Source organism: Halorubrum halophilum (assembly GCF_000739595.1).
Taxonomy (GTDB): domain Archaea; phylum Halobacteriota; class Halobacteria; order Halobacteriales; family Haloferacaceae; genus Halorubrum; species Halorubrum halophilum.
The window spans coordinates 107,783-124,804 of record NZ_BBJP01000081.1 but is presented as its reverse complement, the minus strand read 5'-3'; the positions used below and the strand labels follow the sequence as shown (position 1 = coordinate 124,804).

Sequence of the window (17,022 nt, the reverse complement as noted above, 5' to 3'; positions counted from 1 at the left end):
CGACCGTGTTCGACGGACTGAAAGACAAGCTCTCCGGGTTCCGGGAGGACGTCGAGGAGAACGCCGAGGTCGAGGAGAACGCCGAGGTCGAGGAGCCCGCGGAGTCGGACGAGCCGGAGGGAGACGAGCCCGTGGCTGACGAGAGCGCCGCCGCGGAGTCCCCCGAGGCCGATCACGTCGCAGAAAGCGACGCTGACGCTGCCGAGACGGCCGCTTCCGGCGGCTCGGACGACGCAGACGACGACAACGAGCCCAGCACCTTCCAGCGCGCGAAGGCGTTCGCGACCGGCCGGATCATCATCGAGGAGGAGGACCTCGAGCAGCCACTGTGGGACCTCGAGATGGCCCTGCTCGAGAGCGACGTGGAGATGAGCGTCGCCGAGCGCATCCTCGAGACCGTCCGCGAGAAGATGCTCGGCGAGTCCCGCAAGCAGGTCGAGACGACCGGCGAACTGGTCGAGTCGGCGCTTCACGACGCCCTCCTCGACGTGATCGCCGTCGGGCAGTTTGACTTCGAAGAGCGGATCGCGGAGGCGGACAAACCCGTCACCATCGTCTTCACCGGCGTCAACGGGGTCGGGAAGACGACGAGCATCGCGAAGCTCTCCGAGTGGCTCGCCGACCGCGGCTACTCGTCGGTGATGGCGAACGGCGACACCTACCGGGCGGGCGCCAACGAGCAGATTCAGGAGCACGCCGACCGGCTTGACCGAGAGCTCATCTCCCACGACCAGGGCGGCGACCCCGCCGCCGTCATCTACGACGGCGTCGAATACGCCGAGGCGAACGACATCGACGTGGTCCTCGGCGACACCGCGGGCCGGCTCCACACGAGCGACGACCTGATGGCGCAACTGGAGAAGATCGACCGCGTCGTCGACCCGGACATGACCCTGTTCGTCGACGAGGCGGTCGCGGGCCAGGACGCGGTGAACCGCGCGAAGGAGTTCAACGACGCCGCTGAGATCGACGGCGCCATCCTGACGAAGGCCGACGCTGACTCCTCCGGCGGCGCCGCCATCTCCGTCGCGTACGTCACCGGGAAGCCGATCCTCTTCCTCGGGACGGGACAGGGGTACGACGACCTCACCCTGTTCGAGCCCGAGGAACTCGTCGAGAGTCTGCTCGGCGAGGACTGAGGCGGGCGGCTCCTCCGCCGTTTTGTTCGTTAGCTACCCCTCCCCGACCATCCGGTCCTCCTCGTCCCACTCGCGCTCCCGCAGCTCGTACTTCTGGATCTTCCCGGTCGCGGTCGTCGGGAGGTCGGCGACGAACTCCACCTCGCCGGGCGTCTTGTAGTCGGCGACGCGCTCGCGAACGAACGCCGTGAGTTCCTCGGGCGTCGCGCCCGGATCGTCGGGGTCGCCGCTCTCGGGGACGACGAACGCCTTCGGCGTCTCGCCCCACCGCTCGTCGGGCGCGGGGATGACGGCGACGTCGGAGACGACCTCGTGCTCGAAGAGGGTGTCCTCCAACTCGATCGAGGAGATGTTCTCGCCGCCGGAGATGATAATGTCCTTTTTGCGGTCCTGGATCGAGACAAAGCCGTCCTCGTCGACCACGGCTAGGTCGCCCATGTGGTAGTATCCCTCCAGCCGCTCCGAGAACGCCGCTTCGGTGGCCTCAGGCTTGTTCCAGTAGCGGTCCATCACCTGGTTGCCGCGGACGACGATCTCGCCGATCGTCTCGCCGTCGGCGGCCACGTCCTCGCCGTTCTCGTCGACGACGCGCACGTCGGTCCCGAGGTAGCCGATCCCCTGCGTCTTCTTGACCGCGAACCGGTCGTCGGAGTCGGCGTCGTAGTGGCGCTTCGCGTCCGAGGTCGTCACGAGCGGCCCGGTCTCGGTCGCGCCGTACACGTGTTTGAGCTCCCAGCCGAACTCCTCCTCGACGGTGCGAATCGTCGTCTCCGGCGGCGCCGCGCCCGCGGTGGCGACCCGCACGTCGTTGTCGCCGGTCGTCGCGCCGCCGTGCTCGGCGTGGTGGTCGCCGAGCATGTTGAGGACGGTCGGCGCCGCACAGAAGTACGACACGTCCTCGGTGCGGATCCGGTCGAACGTCTCGGCGACGTCGACCCCGCGGGTACAGACGTGGCGGGCGCCCATCCCCGTGATCGCGTAGATGTGTCCCCAGCCGTTGACGTGGAACATCGGCAGCGTCCAGAGGTACACGTCGTCGTCGGTGATCTCTTGGTGGATGGTGATGAGGTAGGCGTGCAGCGTCTCGGCGCGGTGGGTGCGACAGACGCCCTTGGGGTCGCCCGTGGTCCCGGAGGTGTAGTTGATCGTGATCACGTCGTCCTCGTCCATCTCCGGGCGCTCGTAGGCGTCGGGGTCCGCGTCGGCGAGAGCCTCGTCGAACGACTCCCAGTCGCCCGCGACCGCGTCGGCGTCATTCGTGAGGAACGTCTCGGTCGGCACCTCGTCGCGGACCGCCTCGATATTCGCGGCGTACTCGGCGTCGGCGTAGACGGCGTCGACGCCGGCGTCGGAGAGCATGTACGAGAAGTCGTCGGGCGTGAGCCGGTAGTTCAGCGGCGTGTGGATCGCGCCGACCTGCATCGCGCCGTAGGCCGCCTCGAGGTGATAGTGCGTGTTCGGGTCCAACACCGCGACGCGGTCGCCCTTCTCGATCCCGCGCTCTTGAAGGGCGGCGGAGAACCGATCCGCGCGCTCGCCCAGCTCGGCGTAGGTGTACCGCGTCCCGTCCGTGGCGAGGACGGCCTCCTCGTCGGCGTAGTGGCGCCGCGCTCGGTCCAAGAAGTCCGTCGTCAGTAGGGGTTTTCGCATCGGTTTATCACTATCTATGATGCATAAAAGCGTTTGCGGCCGGTGCAAGGCGGACGCGGTCGAGCGAACATGTCCGGCTCGACCGCGTCCGCCTCGGGTTTTTAATCCGGCCTCCCTGACGTACCCGCATGAGCGACGGATCCGACCGCACCCCGGTCACCGACGGCTACGTGGTCCCGATCGCCGGGCTGATGGCGCTGCTATTCGCCGTGATGGCGGGGTTGACCGCTCCGCGTGCGTTCTCCGGCGAGCCCACCGAGGCCCTGCTCCCGATCGGGTTCGCGGTCGGATCGCTCGCCGCGCTCCGGCTCAGCCAACGGCACGCGGCGGCGAGCGCCGATGGCTCCGACGACGAGGCCGCCTGACGACCGACGGCAGCCGGGAGAGAACGCCCCGATCAGTACTTAAACGCTTCGTGGACGAATCGCACACGGGCGATGGGATCAGAACCCTTAACAGTCGCACGCGATTTTGATACGATAGCGGGATGGGATAGCCAGGAGATTCCGCCGGGCTCATAACCCGGAGATCGGTAGTTCAAATCTACTTCCCGCTACTTCTGGACGAACGCGACACGCAGAGTTTCGCGTTCTTTTCTCCCTTTTCGTTCAGCTCTGTTTCTCGCCTCAAAGTCGCGTCGTCACCCTTCGATCCCGAACCCGGAAGCGATTTCCGTCGCGCCGCCGTCCGCACAGGTATGGACTACGAATCGAGCCTCGACCGCGCGATGGAGGAGGTTCCGGACCTCGGCGGCTCCGACGAGCGGCTGTCGGTCCCGGACCCGGAGGCGCAGAAGGACGGCGCGTTCACCCGGCTGACGAACCTCTCTGCGATCGCCGACGCGTTGAGCCGCGACCCCGAACACGTCCACTCGAAGATCCAGCAGGAGCTCGGTACCGCCGGCCAGTACGAGGACGGACGGGCCCGCTACAGCGGGAACTTCCGCGAGCGCGACTTTCAGGCGGCGATCGACTCGTACATCGAGTCGTTCGTCACCTGCTCGGAGTGCGGTCTGCCGGACACTCGGCTCGAGACCGAGAACCGCACGCCCATGCTCCGCTGTGAGGCCTGCGGGGCCTTCCGACCCGTCGCAAAGCAGAACACCTCGAACACCCAGCGGCAGGAGGAGGCGATCGAGTCGGGTAACACGTACGAGCTCGAAATCGTCGGCACCGGCCGCAAGGGCGACGGCGTCGCCGAACGCGGCGAGTACACGGTCTTCGTCCCCGGCGCACAGGAAGGCGAGACCGTCACGGCCTACATCAAGAACGTCTCCGGCAACCTCGCGTTCGCCCGCCGCGAGAACTGACTATCCGGCGAGGGCGCCCCCGTTTTCCCGTCGTCGCGCCGTTCCGCTCCGCACCCCGACGACTTCTCCGATTCGTTCCGCACCCGGGCCGCGGCGGTACGGCTCTCGTCCGAACGACGCGAGCTAGCGAACTCGGCCGACTGCGACCCGATGACCGGTCTCTGCGACGTGTTCGCGTTCGAGGCTGTTCGCGTCGTCGACGACGCTGAACAGCCGTTCGAGCTGACACTCTCTGCAGACGACGTGGTACCGCTCTTTCGGTGTCGGTTGCTGCATGAGACCGTACGGGCGTCACCGAGGGTTAGTTACGAGCCACATACCTACGTAAAACGAAACGTTAAGCGGGTGGTAACCCCGACTTCTGCTCAGTGTCGTCCAGCCGTTTCTTCACCCCGCGCCTCAGTCGCCGCGGGTCCGCCGTTCGAACCGGTCCAGCGCGAGCCCGAGCATATCCGGGCTCACCGGCTGGTACTCCTCGCGCTCGTGCACCGGGAGGTACTCGCGGACGCTGTTCCACGACTCGCGGGCGTACCGGGCGTCGAGCAGGACGCGGACGCCGCGCTCGTCCGGGCCACGGATGACGCGGCCGACGGCCTGCCGGGCCTTCCGGACCGCGGGCACGGTGAGCGCGGTCTCGAACCCCGACTCGAACCGACGGTCGTACGCCGTGATCACCGCTCGCGTCCGCGGTCGTGCCGTGTTGATGATCGGGACGCCACAGACCACGGCGGCCGACAGGCGGTCGCCGCGGTAGTCGACGCCTTCGGTGAGCGTCCCCCGGAGACTCGTCACGAGCACCTTCCCCTTCCCGGAGAAGAACTCGTCTTTCAGCGATTCCGTGGCGCGATCGCCGGACGACTCGTCGAGCAACACCGGCTTGTCCAGCCGCTCCGAGAGCGACTCGGCCATCCACGTCGCCTCCGCGTAGCTCGGTGTGCCCACGAGCACGTTCCCCTCGCGGCCCGCCACCGCCGCGGTCGCGTCGAGGTGCGCGAGGCGCGTGTCGTTCTCCTCTCCCGGCGCCCCGCGGTTCTGGTACGTGAATTTGGGCGCGTCGACCGCCAAGCTCTCGCGGTTCTCCGCGGGGAAGGAGAGGCCGTACGTCCGCTCCACGACCGGTCGTCCCCGCGCTTCGAGGTGATCGAGGCCGGTCACCTCGCGGAACACGTCCATCGGCTCCAGCGTCGCGCTCATGAGGACGCCGCCGCCGAACTCCGCGAGCCGATCGCCGATCGGCTCGCTCGGCAGGCAGTTGTACAGCGCGAGGCTCGCGTTGTACGCGCGCCGCCACGAGTCGGGCGGCGCAGTCTCGTCCCACGTCCGCTCCAGGTCGATGGCGCGGAAGAACTCCTCGTGGTCCTCGCGGTACCACGCGTTGAGGGTGCGGCCGACGCCCGGGGCAGCGCGCTTCTTGTCCTCCTCTTCCAGCGAGTCGAGCACCCGCTTGACGACCGCACCGACCTGCTCCGCGCGCGCCCAGACGCGGTCGCCGTACCCCTCTCGCTTCGCCCACGCCGTGATCTCGTCTTCGGCCGGCTCCTCCGGGTCGCGGAGGGCGACCTCGTCGTCGTCGAGGTCGCGCATCGACGCCCGCCAGTCCGGACGCTCGCGGTCCAGCCGTTCGGTCACCCGCCGGTCGAGCTCGCCCCGGAGGTCGGCGTAGAACTCCCGGACGGACTCGATCTCCTCGACGGTCACGTCGGCATCCTCAAGTTCGCCGCGGACGAGTTCGGCGTCGTCCGACTCCGCACCCGCGGTCTCGAAGGAGAGCGGCTGGACGACGCGCGTGAGCTCGTTCTCGGCGTCGCGGAGGCTGGCGTCGGCGACCCGGTCGCTCACGAGGTCGCGTACGCGCGGTTCGAGCATGTGCGCCTCGTCGCAGACGACGAACGTCGAGTCGTCCAGCAGCGCGCCGGTGAACGTGCCCGTCGTCACCGGGTCGAACGCGTGGTAGTAGTTACCGATGACGACTTCGACCTCGGGGACAAGCGCGCCCATGATCGAGTGCGGGCAGGTGCCGTGGCCGGCGGCGAGCCGGACCAGCTCCGTCGGCCCGACGTGGCCGAGCTCGGTCACGTCAAACGGGACCGCCTCAGCGGGGTCGCCGTCCTCGGGAAGGTCGTCGAGGAACCCAGCGTAGAACGGGCAGAACTCGGTCCCCTCGAACTCCTCGGTGTCCGGTCGGTAGGGAGTGGGCTCGCCGTCGACGGTGAGGTAGTCGGCGGCGCCGGAGCCGCCGCTTCCGCCGCCGGTCGAGCCGCCCTGCGCCCCCGAGTCCATCAGCCCGACCTGCTGGCTCTGCGCCTCGCTCACGAGGTTCGAGGTCGTGGTCGCGCCGCCGTCGCCGACGAGGTTGCGGGTGCGCTCGCGGAGCCCCTCGCAGCGCTCGTACACGTTCTCGCGGTCGATCCCGCCACGGTTCTCGCGGGCGTACGGACACACGTCGGCCTTGCCGACGAGGGTGAGTCCGGAGACCGGATCGTACCCCTCAGGGAGATCCTCGTTGATCGTCTCCAGATCGGTCTCGAACTGGCGTAGCTGCTGTTTGACGCTCGTGAGGACGAACACGCGCTCGAACTCGGAGTCGGGGTCGCGCACGCGGTCGAGCCCGGCGGTGAGCGCGAGCATCGTCTTGCCGGTCCCGCACGCGCCCTCCAAGGCGAGGAAGCCGCCGTCCTCGGCGGCGTCGATCGCGGCGTCGATCCCGTCGGCCTGCTCGGGGTACGGCTCTGCGTGGCCGAAGATGTCGGTCCACGGCGGGGCGTCTGTCACTGTGGCGGCGTAGCTCCCGATCGGAGTTAAACCTTGAGAGAGCGGGGTGGGCGGGGACCCTTCTGATTCGAGCCCGCCACCGACCGTGACCTACCCGACGATGTCGTGGAGGTCGGAGAGCCGATCGATCTCCCAGGTCGGCCAGACGTTCAGTTCCCAGTCGCGCCGGTGGGGCCGTCGGATGAACGCGGAGTCGATGCCCGCGTTCTCGGCGGCGCGCACGTCGGACTCGTTGTCGCCGACGAACAAGGCGTTGCCGGCGTCGAGGTCGCCGAGCGCCTGCTCGATGTAGTGGGGGTTCGGCTTGCGGAGCTGGAGCGAGTGGATCGTGGGCTCTCGGCCGTAGGCCGCGCCGAACCGCTCGAAGCCGTCGAAGTGATCGACGAGGAAGTCCACGGTGGCCTGCTGGTTCGAGGAGACGATCCCCATCTCCACCTCGAGGCTCTGTAGCTCGTTGAGGTCGTCGTACGGGGTCTTGCGCCCCTCGCGCGCCTCCTGCTGTTGGGCCTTCGAGACCACGTCGTCGCGGGTCCGCCAGAACGACCCCGGATCGAGGTCGTACGTCTGGCAGACGGTCCCCACGCTGCCGGGGGTCGCACCGATGGTCATGCGCTCTACGTCGTCCGGATCGGGCTCCTCGACGCCGCACTCTTCGAACGCGTCCCGGGTTGCATCCCGGAGCACGTCGAACCGCGTGCGGCCCACGAGGACACCGTCGTTGTCGAACACGACGGTATCGTACGTCATAGGGAGTATGGACGCTCAGCGCTTAAAAGGGTTTCACCAATCCCGCGACAGGTACGACCTCCTTTATATGCGTCCAGCTCGCGTCCCGCGGTATGCGCGTCAGCGTCATCGGCGGGAGTTCGGTCCCGCCCGAGACGGAAGCGGTCGCCGAAGAGCTGGGAGAACGGCTCGCAAACCACGGCCACACGGTCGTCTGCGGCGGTCTAGGCGGTGTGATGGAGGCCGTCTGTCGCGGCGCCGAGAACGCCGGCGGAGAGACGATCGGCATTCTCCCGACCGACCGCCGCGCGGACGCGAACCCGCACGTCACGGTGCCGATCGCGACCGGGATGGGTCACGCCCGCAACGCCCTGGTGGTGATGAACGGCGACGCCGCGATCGCGGTCGACGGCTCCGACGGTACCCTCTCGGAGATCGGACTGGCCCTCGCGCACGGACGAGCCGTCGCCGGGCTCGACACGCACGACATTGAGGGCGTGGAGGCGGTGGAATCGCCCGCGGACGCCGTCGACTACGTGGAACGAGAGGTCGAAGCGACTCGGTAAGCGGCCCGTCTCCGCCGCTATCGCTCGCGCCCGGTCGAGCCGGTCTCGTCGGACGCGTCGCCCTCCGCCGCTCGCTCGTTCGCTTCCGCCTCGCGTTCGGCGTCAAGCGCGGCGATGTTACGGAAGCGGTCGGGGTCATCGACCCCTTCGCGGTCGGCGTCGCCCTCGTCGTTTTCGCCGAGAGAGTCCGGACCCGTCGAGCCGCCGGTTCCGCCGTACCTCCCGGCGTTGACGGAGCCGTAGTCGCGGTCGAACTGACCGTTCGCGATCCAGAGCGCGAGGTAGCCGAACCCCATCGCGCCGACGACGAACCTCGCGAGCCCGCCGAGGACGGGGACGAGGCCGAGTCCCGCGCACGCGACCGCGCCGACCACGATGTCGGCTCCGCGCCCGTCCGCGGCCCCCATCCCGAGCGCCGATCGGATCCACGTTCCGAGGGCGATGGCGGAGACGGCCGTCCCGCCGAAGCTGAGGACCGCGAGGACGATCACCGCGGGGACGACGACGATGAGGCCGATGACGGTGATCGCGAGCAGAAACATCGCGACGGCGATCGCCACGTACGCCACGACGCCGTACACGAACGCCTCTCCGGGCTCAGCGTGGAGGTACTCGACGCCGTCGTCGGTGAAGTTGGGGGAAACCGCTGAGACGATCACCCCGACGAGGGTAATGCCGACGGCGGTCGTGACGAAGCTGACGGCGGCAGATCCGAGAAGTTCCACGCCGGTCCACTGCGGCGGACTATCAATCGCGGGACCGATTGCGGCGACGATGCGAGAGAGGAGGGACGCAGCCTGTGGCGGGACCATGTGGAGGGGGATCGATCTCGCGAGTGAAACACTTTCTCCATTCGAAAAGGTCGGCGGCGGGGTGCGCTGTGGTTCTCGGTGTCGGCGGATCTGGGCTGCGCCGCTTACCAGGTGTCGTGGAACGTGTCGAACTCGATCGAGTCGAGCGGCTTCTCGCCGATCGCGGCCTCGTACTCGCCGGGGGTCAACATCGGCTTGTGGAACCGCGGGCCGTCGTCGGTCGTGATCCGGGGACAACCGGTGTTGACGAACGCGTCCATGTCGAAGTTGCGGAGGCGGTCCGGCGTCACCTCGTCCATCGTGATCAGGTAGGCGTTCTCGTTGTTCTCGACGATCTCCTGGGCCTTCTCCCAGCGGCCCTGGCCGATCTTCGTACAGAAGATGACGCCCCACTTCTCGGCGTCCATCGCCTTGTGGACCGAGGCGTAGCGCTGCTTGAGGAACTGGTCGTGCTCCGCGACCGAGACCGCGTTGTTGACGGGGTCGGCGATGACGACGCGCTTGTCGGGGTGCTCCATCGCGAGCCCGACCGGGTGGAACTTCCCGCCACCGACGTACAGCACCTGCTCGGCGTCGATGTCCGCGGAGGCGTAGTTGCAGCCGAGCACCTGCCCCTCCTTCGTGAGCCGGTCGTCGCCCCGGCGGGTGTGGACCTCGTAGCCGCGCTCCTCTAACCAGTCGGTCATCTCCTCGAAGCGGTTCATGTGCTGGGCGGTCGTGACGAGACCCACGTCGGCGTCCTCCTCCGGAGCCGTGAGCTCCTCCTCGAGCGCGTCCTCCATGATCGGGAAGGGGTCGACGTTCGAGAAGAGGGGGACGTAGACGATGCTGTCGGACTCCTTCATCGGCGTGTGGCCGAAGTGGACGAACACGTCTGTCCGGCGCATCAGGTACGTGTCGAGGTCGCAGGCGCCGTAACAGGGCTGTCCGGACAGCATGAAGGTTACGTCGTCCGGCGCCACCTCGCGGAGGTCGTCGGCGACCTTCGGGCCGCGGCGCTTGAGTCCCTCGGGGAACTGGAGGCCGACCTTCGAGGCGTCGCGCTCTTCGATCGCCTCGAGGATCCGATCGAGTTCGTAGTCCCACTCGCGGTCGTGTTTCAGGGCCATCCCCGTCTTGGTGAGGTCGCCCTCCGTGGAGCCGCTCATGTCGAACGAATTGTGCGGCAGGACGGTTAAACGGCGCGTTCGACCGTGGCGTTCGTCCGTGATGTTCGTGACGTTCGTACCCGACGCGGTGCGGCGCGGCGCGTCCGGTCCCTCAGAGGGTGTCGCTCGTGAGCAGTCGTCCGATCCACGCCCGCGCGCCGGGAAGCACCGCGCTCTCCTCGACGGCGACCGGATCCCGATCGACGTCGACGAAGACCCGCCCCCGGTCGTCGGGCTCGCCGCCGCCGTCGCGGGTCCAGACGAGCCGGCCGTCCGAGTCGGCCGCGTTCGCGTCGCCCCGGACCTCCCATCCGGACGCCCCGCGAACGGTCACTCGATCGGCGCCGAGGTACCGCACCCCCTCGCCGCCGATGGCGAGTGGAATCGAGGGGGCTGCGGGCGTCAGCGGCGTGAAAACCACGACGCCGAGGTGTCGCTCCGTGGCGTTCGGGTCCCGGTAGTCGACGCGGAGCGTGTCGCCGTCGACCCTGGCGTCCACGTCTCTCGGCTCCGCGATCCCGTCCTGAATCGCCTCGGTGACGACCCTGTGCCGAAGCGATTTGTTCGCCGCGAGCGCGTCGCCACCGGATGCGAGGTCGACCTCCGCCTCCCAGGTCGTCGACCCGTTCTCGCGGAGCGTGACGGTCAGCTCGCTCTCGCCGGCGACCACGGGCGTGCCGTCCGGCGTCGTTCGGTCAAGGTCACAGACGCCGCAGATCGGCGTCGGCGGTTCGCGGGCGTCGGCCGCCGGTGCGGCGGCGATCCCGGCCGCGAGGAGGAGGATCGCCGTCACACCGGCGATGGTGCGGGGACGCATGGATCGAGCTCTCGCCGCGATCGCCAAATAATTCACCCGCGTATCGGCGCGGATGACGACTCGATCCCCGGATCGATCGCGGGGTTCCCGCCCGGAACCGATCGCTGCCGCGGCCGACGGATACAACCCCCGAGCCGACGAACGCGGGACACATGACCGACGTCCCGCTGGAACACGTCCACGTCGCGCCCGACGACGAGCCCGAGAACGCCCCCGCCGTCTTCGTGTTGCACGGCCGGGGCGCCGACGAGGAGGACCTGCTGCCGGTTGCGCAGCGCTTGCCCGACGAGCTCCACGTCGTGAGCCTGCGCGCGCCCGACCCGCTGCAGGGCGGCTACACGTGGTACGAGCTCGACCTCTCCGCCGGCGGTCTCGAGTCGAGCCAGCCCGACGCGGCGGACTTCCGGCGGAGCCTCGATCTGGTCGCCGAGAGCGTCGACGCCGCGGTCGACGCCTACGACTTGGATCCCGATCGGCTCGGCCTGCTCGGGTTCAGTCAGGGGGCGATCACGAGCCTCTCGCTCGCCTTAGAGGAGCCGGACCGCTACGCGTGGGTCGGCGCGCTGCACGGCTACCTCGCGGACGCGCACGCCGACCTCGAACCCGACGGGATCGAGGGCAAGCCGGTGTTCGTCGGCGCGGGGGCCGGCGACCGCGTGATCCCGGAGTCGCGGTCGACCGCGGCTGCCGATCGGTTCGACGAGATCGGCGCCGCCGTCACCCGCGGGAGCTATCCGGGCGGCCACGGGATCGGTCAGCAGGAGCTGCGCGACGTGGTAGCGTTCGTGGAGTCGCAGGTCGCGCAGGACGAGTGAGCGGGACGGACGCTGGGCGACCGATCCCCGGAAGCACCCCCGGCTCCGGCAGGTTGAAACCGATCCGCACCGACGATCGGGTATGAGCGTCGAACACGCCTCCCCCGACGAACAGGCCACGATCGAGGACCTCGGCCGCGAGCTCGGCGAGCGCATCGCCCGGACACAGGAGTACGAGCGGTTCGAGTCGGCCCGCGAAGCGGTCCAGCGGGACGAGGAGGTCCAAGCGAAGATCGACGAGTTCGAGCAGCTCCGCGCGGAGTTCATGCAGGCCAGAGAGACCGGACAGGCGACGAACTCCGGGCTCCAGAAGGTCCAAGCGGCGCAAGACGAGCTCCACTCGATGCCCGTGATGAGCGAATTCCTCGACGCGCAGGAGGAGCTGAACGACACCCTCGAAGCCGTCAACGAGGCCATCTCGGAGCCGCTCGCCGTCGACTTCGGCGGCGAGGCCGGCGGCTGCTGTCAGGACTAAGGCGGTCCGCCTCTCTTCCCTTTCCGTCCCGTCGTTCGGGTTCGGTCCCGTCTCACCGGTTCTGTGAAAATCCCGCCCTTCAGAGATCTTCTTGTTCGAAGCAGCGGTCGCTGAAGGGCACTTTCTGATCGACACCGGGAGTGAATACTGCAGATCGATGGCGGCAAGGCGGCACGTACGCTCCGGCGCTCGGTCAGAGCTCGACGCCCGACGGTATCAGGCTCTCGTTGCGCAGGAGGTTCCCCTCGTGGTCGTACACGAGGAAGGTGTCCTTGTCGTAGGTGACGAGCCGCTCGCCGTCGACGTCGATCTCGACACGGTAGCGGGCGTCCTCGTCGCCCGCCGAGTCGCGCGCGGCGTGGATGAAGGGGAGGACGTCCGTGGCCGTCTCGTTGAGCTCGAGGACGAAGTCCCCGGTGTAGCGGTTCGTTACGCCGACCACGCCCTCCGGGTCGTCCGCGGTCGAGAGGGGCTCGCGGAGTCGGAACGCCACGTCGACGTCGTCGGCGTCGAGGAGGTCGCCGTCGGTCCCCGAGAGCCGGTCGCGCAGGAGTCCGTCCGGCCCGTGGAAGTCGATACGGACCAGCGGCGTCGCCTGCCGGTCGGCGTCGTCGACGCCCTCGACGGTCAGCTCGAAGTAGTCACGCCGCATTTCCTGTCCAATCCTTTGCGGTCGTCCCGTATGAACGTAACGGGCGGATCCCCGTCGAGTGCGAGAGCCGCCAGAGCCGTCGGCGTCGCCGCGCATGAGAGCGACGAGCCTATCGACGGCGACCAGAGCCGACGACGGCCCCGATGTCGCCGCTGATAATCACCGAGTGGACTTTAAACCGCCACGGCGCATACCGCCCCGTAACGACGATGGCGAGTGACGCTCGCGACGACGACGCCGGAGACCGCATCGAGGCCCTCCGGCGGCGGCTCTCGCGAACGTGGGAGGTGCTTCGAGGGACCGACCTCGACGTTCGGCCCTTCCGACCGGACCGAGACGGCCCGATCGCCGCCTTCGCGGTCCCCGACGGCGAGCGCGAGGTCGACCGGTACTGGGTGAACGCGCCGTACGCGTACGTCGTGATCACCTACGACGACGCGGAGAGCGAACACAGATACTACGCGGTCGAGCCGGATCTGGATCGGTTCGAGCGCGGCCTCCTCGACCGCGTGGTCGACGACATCCGGGACCCGCTTTTGTACCGCGAGGGAACCGGCCGGACCGACGAGGAGACCCTCCGGACGGAGCTTGAGTCGCTGTTGGAGGGGTACGGCGTCGACGTCGGCATGGACACGTTCCACGCGATCTCGTACTACCTCTACCGCGACTTCCGCGGCTACGGGAAGGTCGATCCGCTCCTCAACGACCGTCACATCGAGGACATCTCGTGTGACGGCTATGACCTCCCGATCTTCGTCTACCACGACGACTACACCGACATCGAGACCAACGTCTCGTTCGAGAAGTCCGCGCTCGACAACTACGTGATCCGGCTCGCCCAGCAGTCCGGGCGCCACGTCTCCGTCGGGGACCCCATGGTGGAGACGACCCTGCCGGACGGGTCGCGCGCGGAGCTCGCGCTCGGAGAGGAGGTGACGCCGCGCGGCTCCGCGTTCACGATCCGGCAGTACGCCGAGGACCCGTTCACGCCGATCGACCTGATCGAGTACGGCACGTTCTCGGTCGCACAGATGGCGTACTTCTGGCTCTGTATCGAGCACAACAAGAGCCTCATCTTCGCGGGCGGCACCGCCTCCGGGAAGACCACCTCGATGAACGCGGTGTCGATGTTCGTGCCGCCGCGAGCGAAGATACTCACCATCGAGGATACCCGCGAGCTGTCCCTCTACCACGACAACTGGCTCTCCTCGGTCACCCGCGAGCGACGCTACGAGGGCGCCGACATCGACATGTACGATCTGCTCCGCTCCGCGCTGCGCCACCGCCCCGAGTACATCGTGGTCGGGGAAGTCCGCGGGGAGGAGGCGATCACCCTGTTCCAGGCGATGAACACGGGCCACACCACCTTCTCGACGATGCACGCCGACTCGATCGAGACGGTGATCAACCGGCTGGAGAACGAGCCGATCAACGTGCCCCGCGCGATGGTCCAGTCGCTCGACATGCTGTCGATCCAGACGCTCACTCGCTCCGGCGACCAGCGCGTCCGGCGCGCGAAGACGATCGGCGAGATCGGCGGGATCGACCAGCGGACCGGAGAGCTCGACTACTCCTCCGCGTTCGAGTGGGACGCCGAGACCGACGAGTTCACCCGGAACGACTCGTCGCTCATGGAGGAGATCGCGGACGAGCGCGGCTGGTCGCGGTCGGAGCTGCTCCGCGAGGTCCGGCGCCGCGAGCGCTTCCTCGAACTGCTCCGCGGGCTCGGCGTCACCGACTACCGGGCGTTCACCGGCCTCGTCAACGAGTACTACGCCGATCCCGAGCGCGTGATGGATCGGCTCGAAGCGCGGAGCGACGGCGCGGACGACGAACAGAGCGGGGGTGAGGCCGAACCGAGCGAGCCGGGCACTCGCACCGAGATGGACGCCGGCGACCGATGATCGCGTACCTCCCCCTGCTCGCCGCGGTCGGGTGCTGTCTGGCGCTGCTCCTGCCCGCGGTCGACGACGGGGCCGACCTGGTCGTCACTCGGATCGCGCTGTTGATCTTCGGCGACTACGTCGCCGAGGACGGCCCCCGGAGACGGCGACAGCGCGACCTGATGCGCGCCGCGCACATCGCCGGGACCCACCGGACGTACGCCGCCAAGACGCTCCTGTACGCGGGCGTGCTCGGCGTCGCCGGCAGCGTCGTCGGCGTGTACGTCGCGGCCGGCCTCCTCTCGGCGCTCGACGTGAGCGAGGCGACCCTGCGGGAGACGCTCCCCGCGTCGCTCGGATTCGTCGCGGGGGTGACCCGGCTCACGGAACTCGGACTCCCACAGCTGTTCCTGCTGTTGACGCTGGCGTCGGCGACGCTCGGCTCCGCGCTCGCGATCGGGATGTACTACGGCCGGTGGGAGCTGCTCGACCAGCGCGCTCACGCCCGGGGGGCGGAGATCGACGCCACCCTCCCGCGCACCGTCGCGTTCATGTACGCGCTCTCGCGATCGGGGATGCCGTTCCCCCGCGTGATGGACACCCTCGCGGAGAACGAGGCGGTGTACGGCGAGGCGGCGACGGAGCTGTCGGTCGCCGTCCGCGACATGAACGCCTTCGGCACCGACGCGCTCACCGCGCTCCAGCGCACCTCCCGGCGCACCCCGAGCGACGACCTGGCAGACTTCGCGGAGAACCTCGCGTCCGTGCTCGGCACCGGACAGCCCATCTCGGCGTTCCTCAGCGACCAGTACGAGCTGTATCAGGAGGAGGCCGAGGCGAAACAGCAGCAGTACCTGGAACTGCTCTCCACGTTCGCGGAGGCGTACGTCACCGCGCTGGTGGCCGGGCCGCTCTTCTTTATCACCATCCTCGTCGTGATCGGGCTCGTGTTGGAGGACACGCTTCCCCTGTTGCGCGTCGTGGTCTACCTCGGCGTGCCGCTGGCGACCTTCGGGTTCGTGGTCTACGTCGACAGCGTCACGCAGGGGGTCGGCGGCACCGAGACCGTCGACCTCTCGGAGGCGATCGAAGACGGGGCCGAGGCGGGCGGCGCTGCCGGCGCCGACGGGGCGGTCGCCGCTGACGGCGGGGCGCAGGCTCACGGTGGCGGGACGCAGGCTCACGGCGGCGCGGCGGTGGACGACCGCGACCGCGAGCGTGACCGCTGGGCGACGAGCCGCGAGCGCCTCCGGGCGTACGACGGGATCCGATCGCTGCGGCGGTGGGTCACCTCACCCGTCGAGAGCGTGCTCGACGCGCCACGCACTGTGTTCCTCTTGTCCGTGCCGCTCGCGGTCCTCGGCCTGCTCGTGACCGCCTTCCCGATCACCCTCGGCCCGCCGACCGAGATGGTCGCGCAGGTCGAGCGGCCGGTCGTCGCCGCGACCGCGCTCGTCCTCGCGAGCTACGCCGTCGTCTACGAGGCGCGCAAGCGCCGGGTTCGACGGATCGAGTCGGCGGTCCCGGACTTCCTCGACCGGCTCGCCAGCGTCAACGAGGCGGGCACCTCCGTGGTCGGGAGCGTCCGGCGGGTCGCGGACTCGAACTTGGAGGCGCTCACGGACGACCTGCGGCGCACTCGGCGCGACATCGACTGGGGGGCCGACGTGAGCACCGCGCTCCGGCGACTGGAGCGGCGCGTCCGGTCGCCGATGACCTCGCGGGCGGTCGCGCTCATCACGAACGCGATGCGCGCCAGCGGCGACATCGGCCCCGTGCTCCGGATCGCGGCCGACGAGGCGCGCGCGACGTGGTCGCTCCGCCGGGAGCGCCGGCAGGTAATGTTGACGTACCTCATCGTGATCTATATCTCCTTCCTCGTCTTCTTGGGGATCATCGCCTCGCTGTCGGTGTCGTTCATCCCCGCGATCGAGGAGGCGGCGATCCCCAGTTCGGGTACCGGAACCGGTGCCAGCGACCTCCCCGGTGCGCCGGGCGGCTCCTCGGGGATCACGGAGGGGCTCGGCGACATCGAAGCGGGCGCCTACGAGCAGCTGTTCTTCCACGCCGCCGCGATACAGGCGGTCTGCTCCGGGCTCGTCGCCGGGCAGCTCGGGGAGGGATCGGTCAAAGACGGCGTGAAACACGTCGTCGTCCTGTTGCTGTTGACGCTCGCCACCTTCCTCGTCATCGACACGTTGTGAGTCTCCCTCGGGTGACCTCGGAGCCGGCGTCGCTGCCGCCGAAAGCCGCGGTCA

16 protein-coding genes and 1 tRNA gene are annotated in these 17,022 nt (G+C 68.8%); 9 read left to right on the top strand and 8 right to left on the bottom strand.

Annotation, left to right across the window (positions count from 1 at the left end; translation table 11 throughout):
* Positions 1 to 5: 5 nt before the first annotated feature.
* Positions 6 to 1,139, top strand: a complete 1,134-nt coding sequence (gene ftsY / locus ACP96_RS16565) for a signal recognition particle-docking protein FtsY (RefSeq protein ID WP_050034148.1) — start codon at positions 6 to 8, stop codon at positions 1,137 to 1,139.
* 33 nt (positions 1,140 to 1,172) lie between these two features.
* On the opposite strand, the gene ACP96_RS16560 is transcribed toward ftsY, so the two are convergent.
* On the bottom strand, positions 1,173 to 2,789 hold the full coding sequence (locus tag ACP96_RS16560; protein ID WP_050034147.1) for a long-chain-fatty-acid--CoA ligase: 1,617 nt from the start codon (positions 2,787 to 2,789) through the stop codon (positions 1,173 to 1,175).
* A 128-nt stretch (positions 2,790 to 2,917) separates the two neighbouring features.
* Between ACP96_RS16560 and ACP96_RS16555 the strand changes: the two genes are divergently transcribed.
* From ACP96_RS16555 to ACP96_RS16545, 3 genes are all read left to right on the top strand, one after another.
* Positions 2,918 to 3,154, top strand: coding sequence for a hypothetical protein (locus tag ACP96_RS16555; protein WP_050034146.1), 237 nt, complete (start codon positions 2,918 to 2,920; stop codon positions 3,152 to 3,154).
* Positions 3,155 to 3,270: 116 nt separating this feature from the next.
* Positions 3,271 to 3,345, top strand: a tRNA-Met gene (locus ACP96_RS16550).
* A 141-nt stretch (positions 3,346 to 3,486) separates the two neighbouring features.
* Positions 3,487 to 4,098 carry a translation initiation factor IF-2 subunit beta gene (locus ACP96_RS16545; RefSeq protein ID WP_050034145.1) on the top strand — a complete coding sequence of 204 codons (612 nt, stop codon included), beginning with the start codon at positions 3,487 to 3,489 and terminating at the stop codon, positions 4,096 to 4,098.
* A 123-nt stretch (positions 4,099 to 4,221) separates the two neighbouring features.
* On the opposite strand, the gene ACP96_RS19405 is transcribed toward ACP96_RS16545, so the two are convergent.
* The 3 genes from ACP96_RS19405 to ACP96_RS16535 all read right to left on the bottom strand — a co-directional run bounded on the left by ACP96_RS19405 (position 4,222) and on the right by ACP96_RS16535 (position 7,617).
* Positions 4,222 to 4,374 (bottom strand): hypothetical protein, encoded by a 153-nt coding sequence (locus tag ACP96_RS19405; RefSeq protein WP_200895713.1) that lies wholly within the window; start codon positions 4,372 to 4,374, stop codon positions 4,222 to 4,224.
* 123 nt (positions 4,375 to 4,497) lie between these two features.
* A complete protein-coding gene (locus ACP96_RS16540; RefSeq protein WP_050034144.1) occupies positions 4,498 to 6,870 on the bottom strand; it encodes an ATP-dependent DNA helicase in 2,373 nt (790 codons plus the stop codon).
* A gap of 90 nt (positions 6,871 to 6,960) precedes the next feature.
* Positions 6,961 to 7,617 carry an HAD family hydrolase gene (locus tag ACP96_RS16535; protein ID WP_050026040.1) on the bottom strand — a complete coding sequence of 219 codons (657 nt, stop codon included), beginning with the start codon at positions 7,615 to 7,617 and terminating at the stop codon, positions 6,961 to 6,963.
* A 92-nt stretch (positions 7,618 to 7,709) separates the two neighbouring features.
* Here ACP96_RS16535 and ACP96_RS16530 point away from each other — a divergent pair, with 92 nt between their 5' ends.
* Complete coding sequence (locus ACP96_RS16530; protein ID WP_050026038.1) at positions 7,710 to 8,162, top strand: TIGR00725 family protein; 453 nt, start codon at positions 7,710 to 7,712, stop codon at positions 8,160 to 8,162.
* 17 nt (positions 8,163 to 8,179) lie between these two features.
* Here ACP96_RS16530 and ACP96_RS16525 read toward each other — a convergent pair whose 3' ends face one another.
* The 3 genes from ACP96_RS16525 to ACP96_RS16515 form a co-directional block, all read right to left on the bottom strand.
* Positions 8,180 to 8,974 carry a hypothetical protein gene (locus tag ACP96_RS16525; RefSeq protein ID WP_050034143.1) on the bottom strand — a complete coding sequence of 265 codons (795 nt, stop codon included), beginning with the start codon at positions 8,972 to 8,974 and terminating at the stop codon, positions 8,180 to 8,182.
* Positions 8,975 to 9,078: 104 nt separating this feature from the next.
* Complete coding sequence (dph2, locus tag ACP96_RS16520; protein ID WP_050034142.1) at positions 9,079 to 10,122, bottom strand: diphthamide biosynthesis enzyme Dph2; 1,044 nt, start codon at positions 10,120 to 10,122, stop codon at positions 9,079 to 9,081.
* Between the two features lie 112 nt (positions 10,123 to 10,234).
* A complete protein-coding gene (locus ACP96_RS16515; RefSeq protein ID WP_050026034.1) occupies positions 10,235 to 10,939 on the bottom strand; it encodes a hypothetical protein in 705 nt (234 codons plus the stop codon).
* A gap of 152 nt (positions 10,940 to 11,091) precedes the next feature.
* On the opposite strand from ACP96_RS16515, the gene ACP96_RS16510 reads away from it, so the two are divergent.
* Both ACP96_RS16510 and ACP96_RS16505 read left to right on the top strand, forming a co-directional pair.
* Positions 11,092 to 11,754 (top strand): alpha/beta hydrolase, encoded by a 663-nt coding sequence (locus tag ACP96_RS16510; protein ID WP_050026032.1) that lies wholly within the window; start codon positions 11,092 to 11,094, stop codon positions 11,752 to 11,754.
* 82 nt (positions 11,755 to 11,836) lie between these two features.
* Positions 11,837 to 12,229: a YlbF family regulator gene (locus ACP96_RS16505; protein ID WP_050026030.1), complete on the top strand. Its 393-nt coding sequence runs from the start codon at positions 11,837 to 11,839 to the stop codon at positions 12,227 to 12,229.
* Positions 12,230 to 12,422: 193 nt separating this feature from the next.
* On the opposite strand, the gene ACP96_RS16500 is transcribed toward ACP96_RS16505, so the two are convergent.
* Positions 12,423 to 12,881, bottom strand: a complete 459-nt coding sequence (locus tag ACP96_RS16500; protein WP_050026028.1) for a DUF5793 family protein — start codon at positions 12,879 to 12,881, stop codon at positions 12,423 to 12,425.
* 209 nt (positions 12,882 to 13,090) lie between these two features.
* On the opposite strand from ACP96_RS16500, the gene ACP96_RS16495 reads away from it, so the two are divergent.
* Both ACP96_RS16495 and ACP96_RS16490 read left to right on the top strand, forming a co-directional pair.
* Positions 13,091 to 14,785, top strand: a complete 1,695-nt coding sequence (locus tag ACP96_RS16495) for a type II/IV secretion system ATPase subunit (RefSeq protein ID WP_050026025.1) — start codon at positions 13,091 to 13,093, stop codon at positions 14,783 to 14,785.
* A complete protein-coding gene (locus ACP96_RS16490; RefSeq protein WP_050034141.1) occupies positions 14,782 to 16,968 on the top strand; it encodes a type II secretion system F family protein in 2,187 nt (728 codons plus the stop codon). Before ACP96_RS16495 ends, ACP96_RS16490 begins: the two co-directional genes overlap by 4 nt.
* Positions 16,969 to 17,022 lie beyond the last annotated feature (54 nt).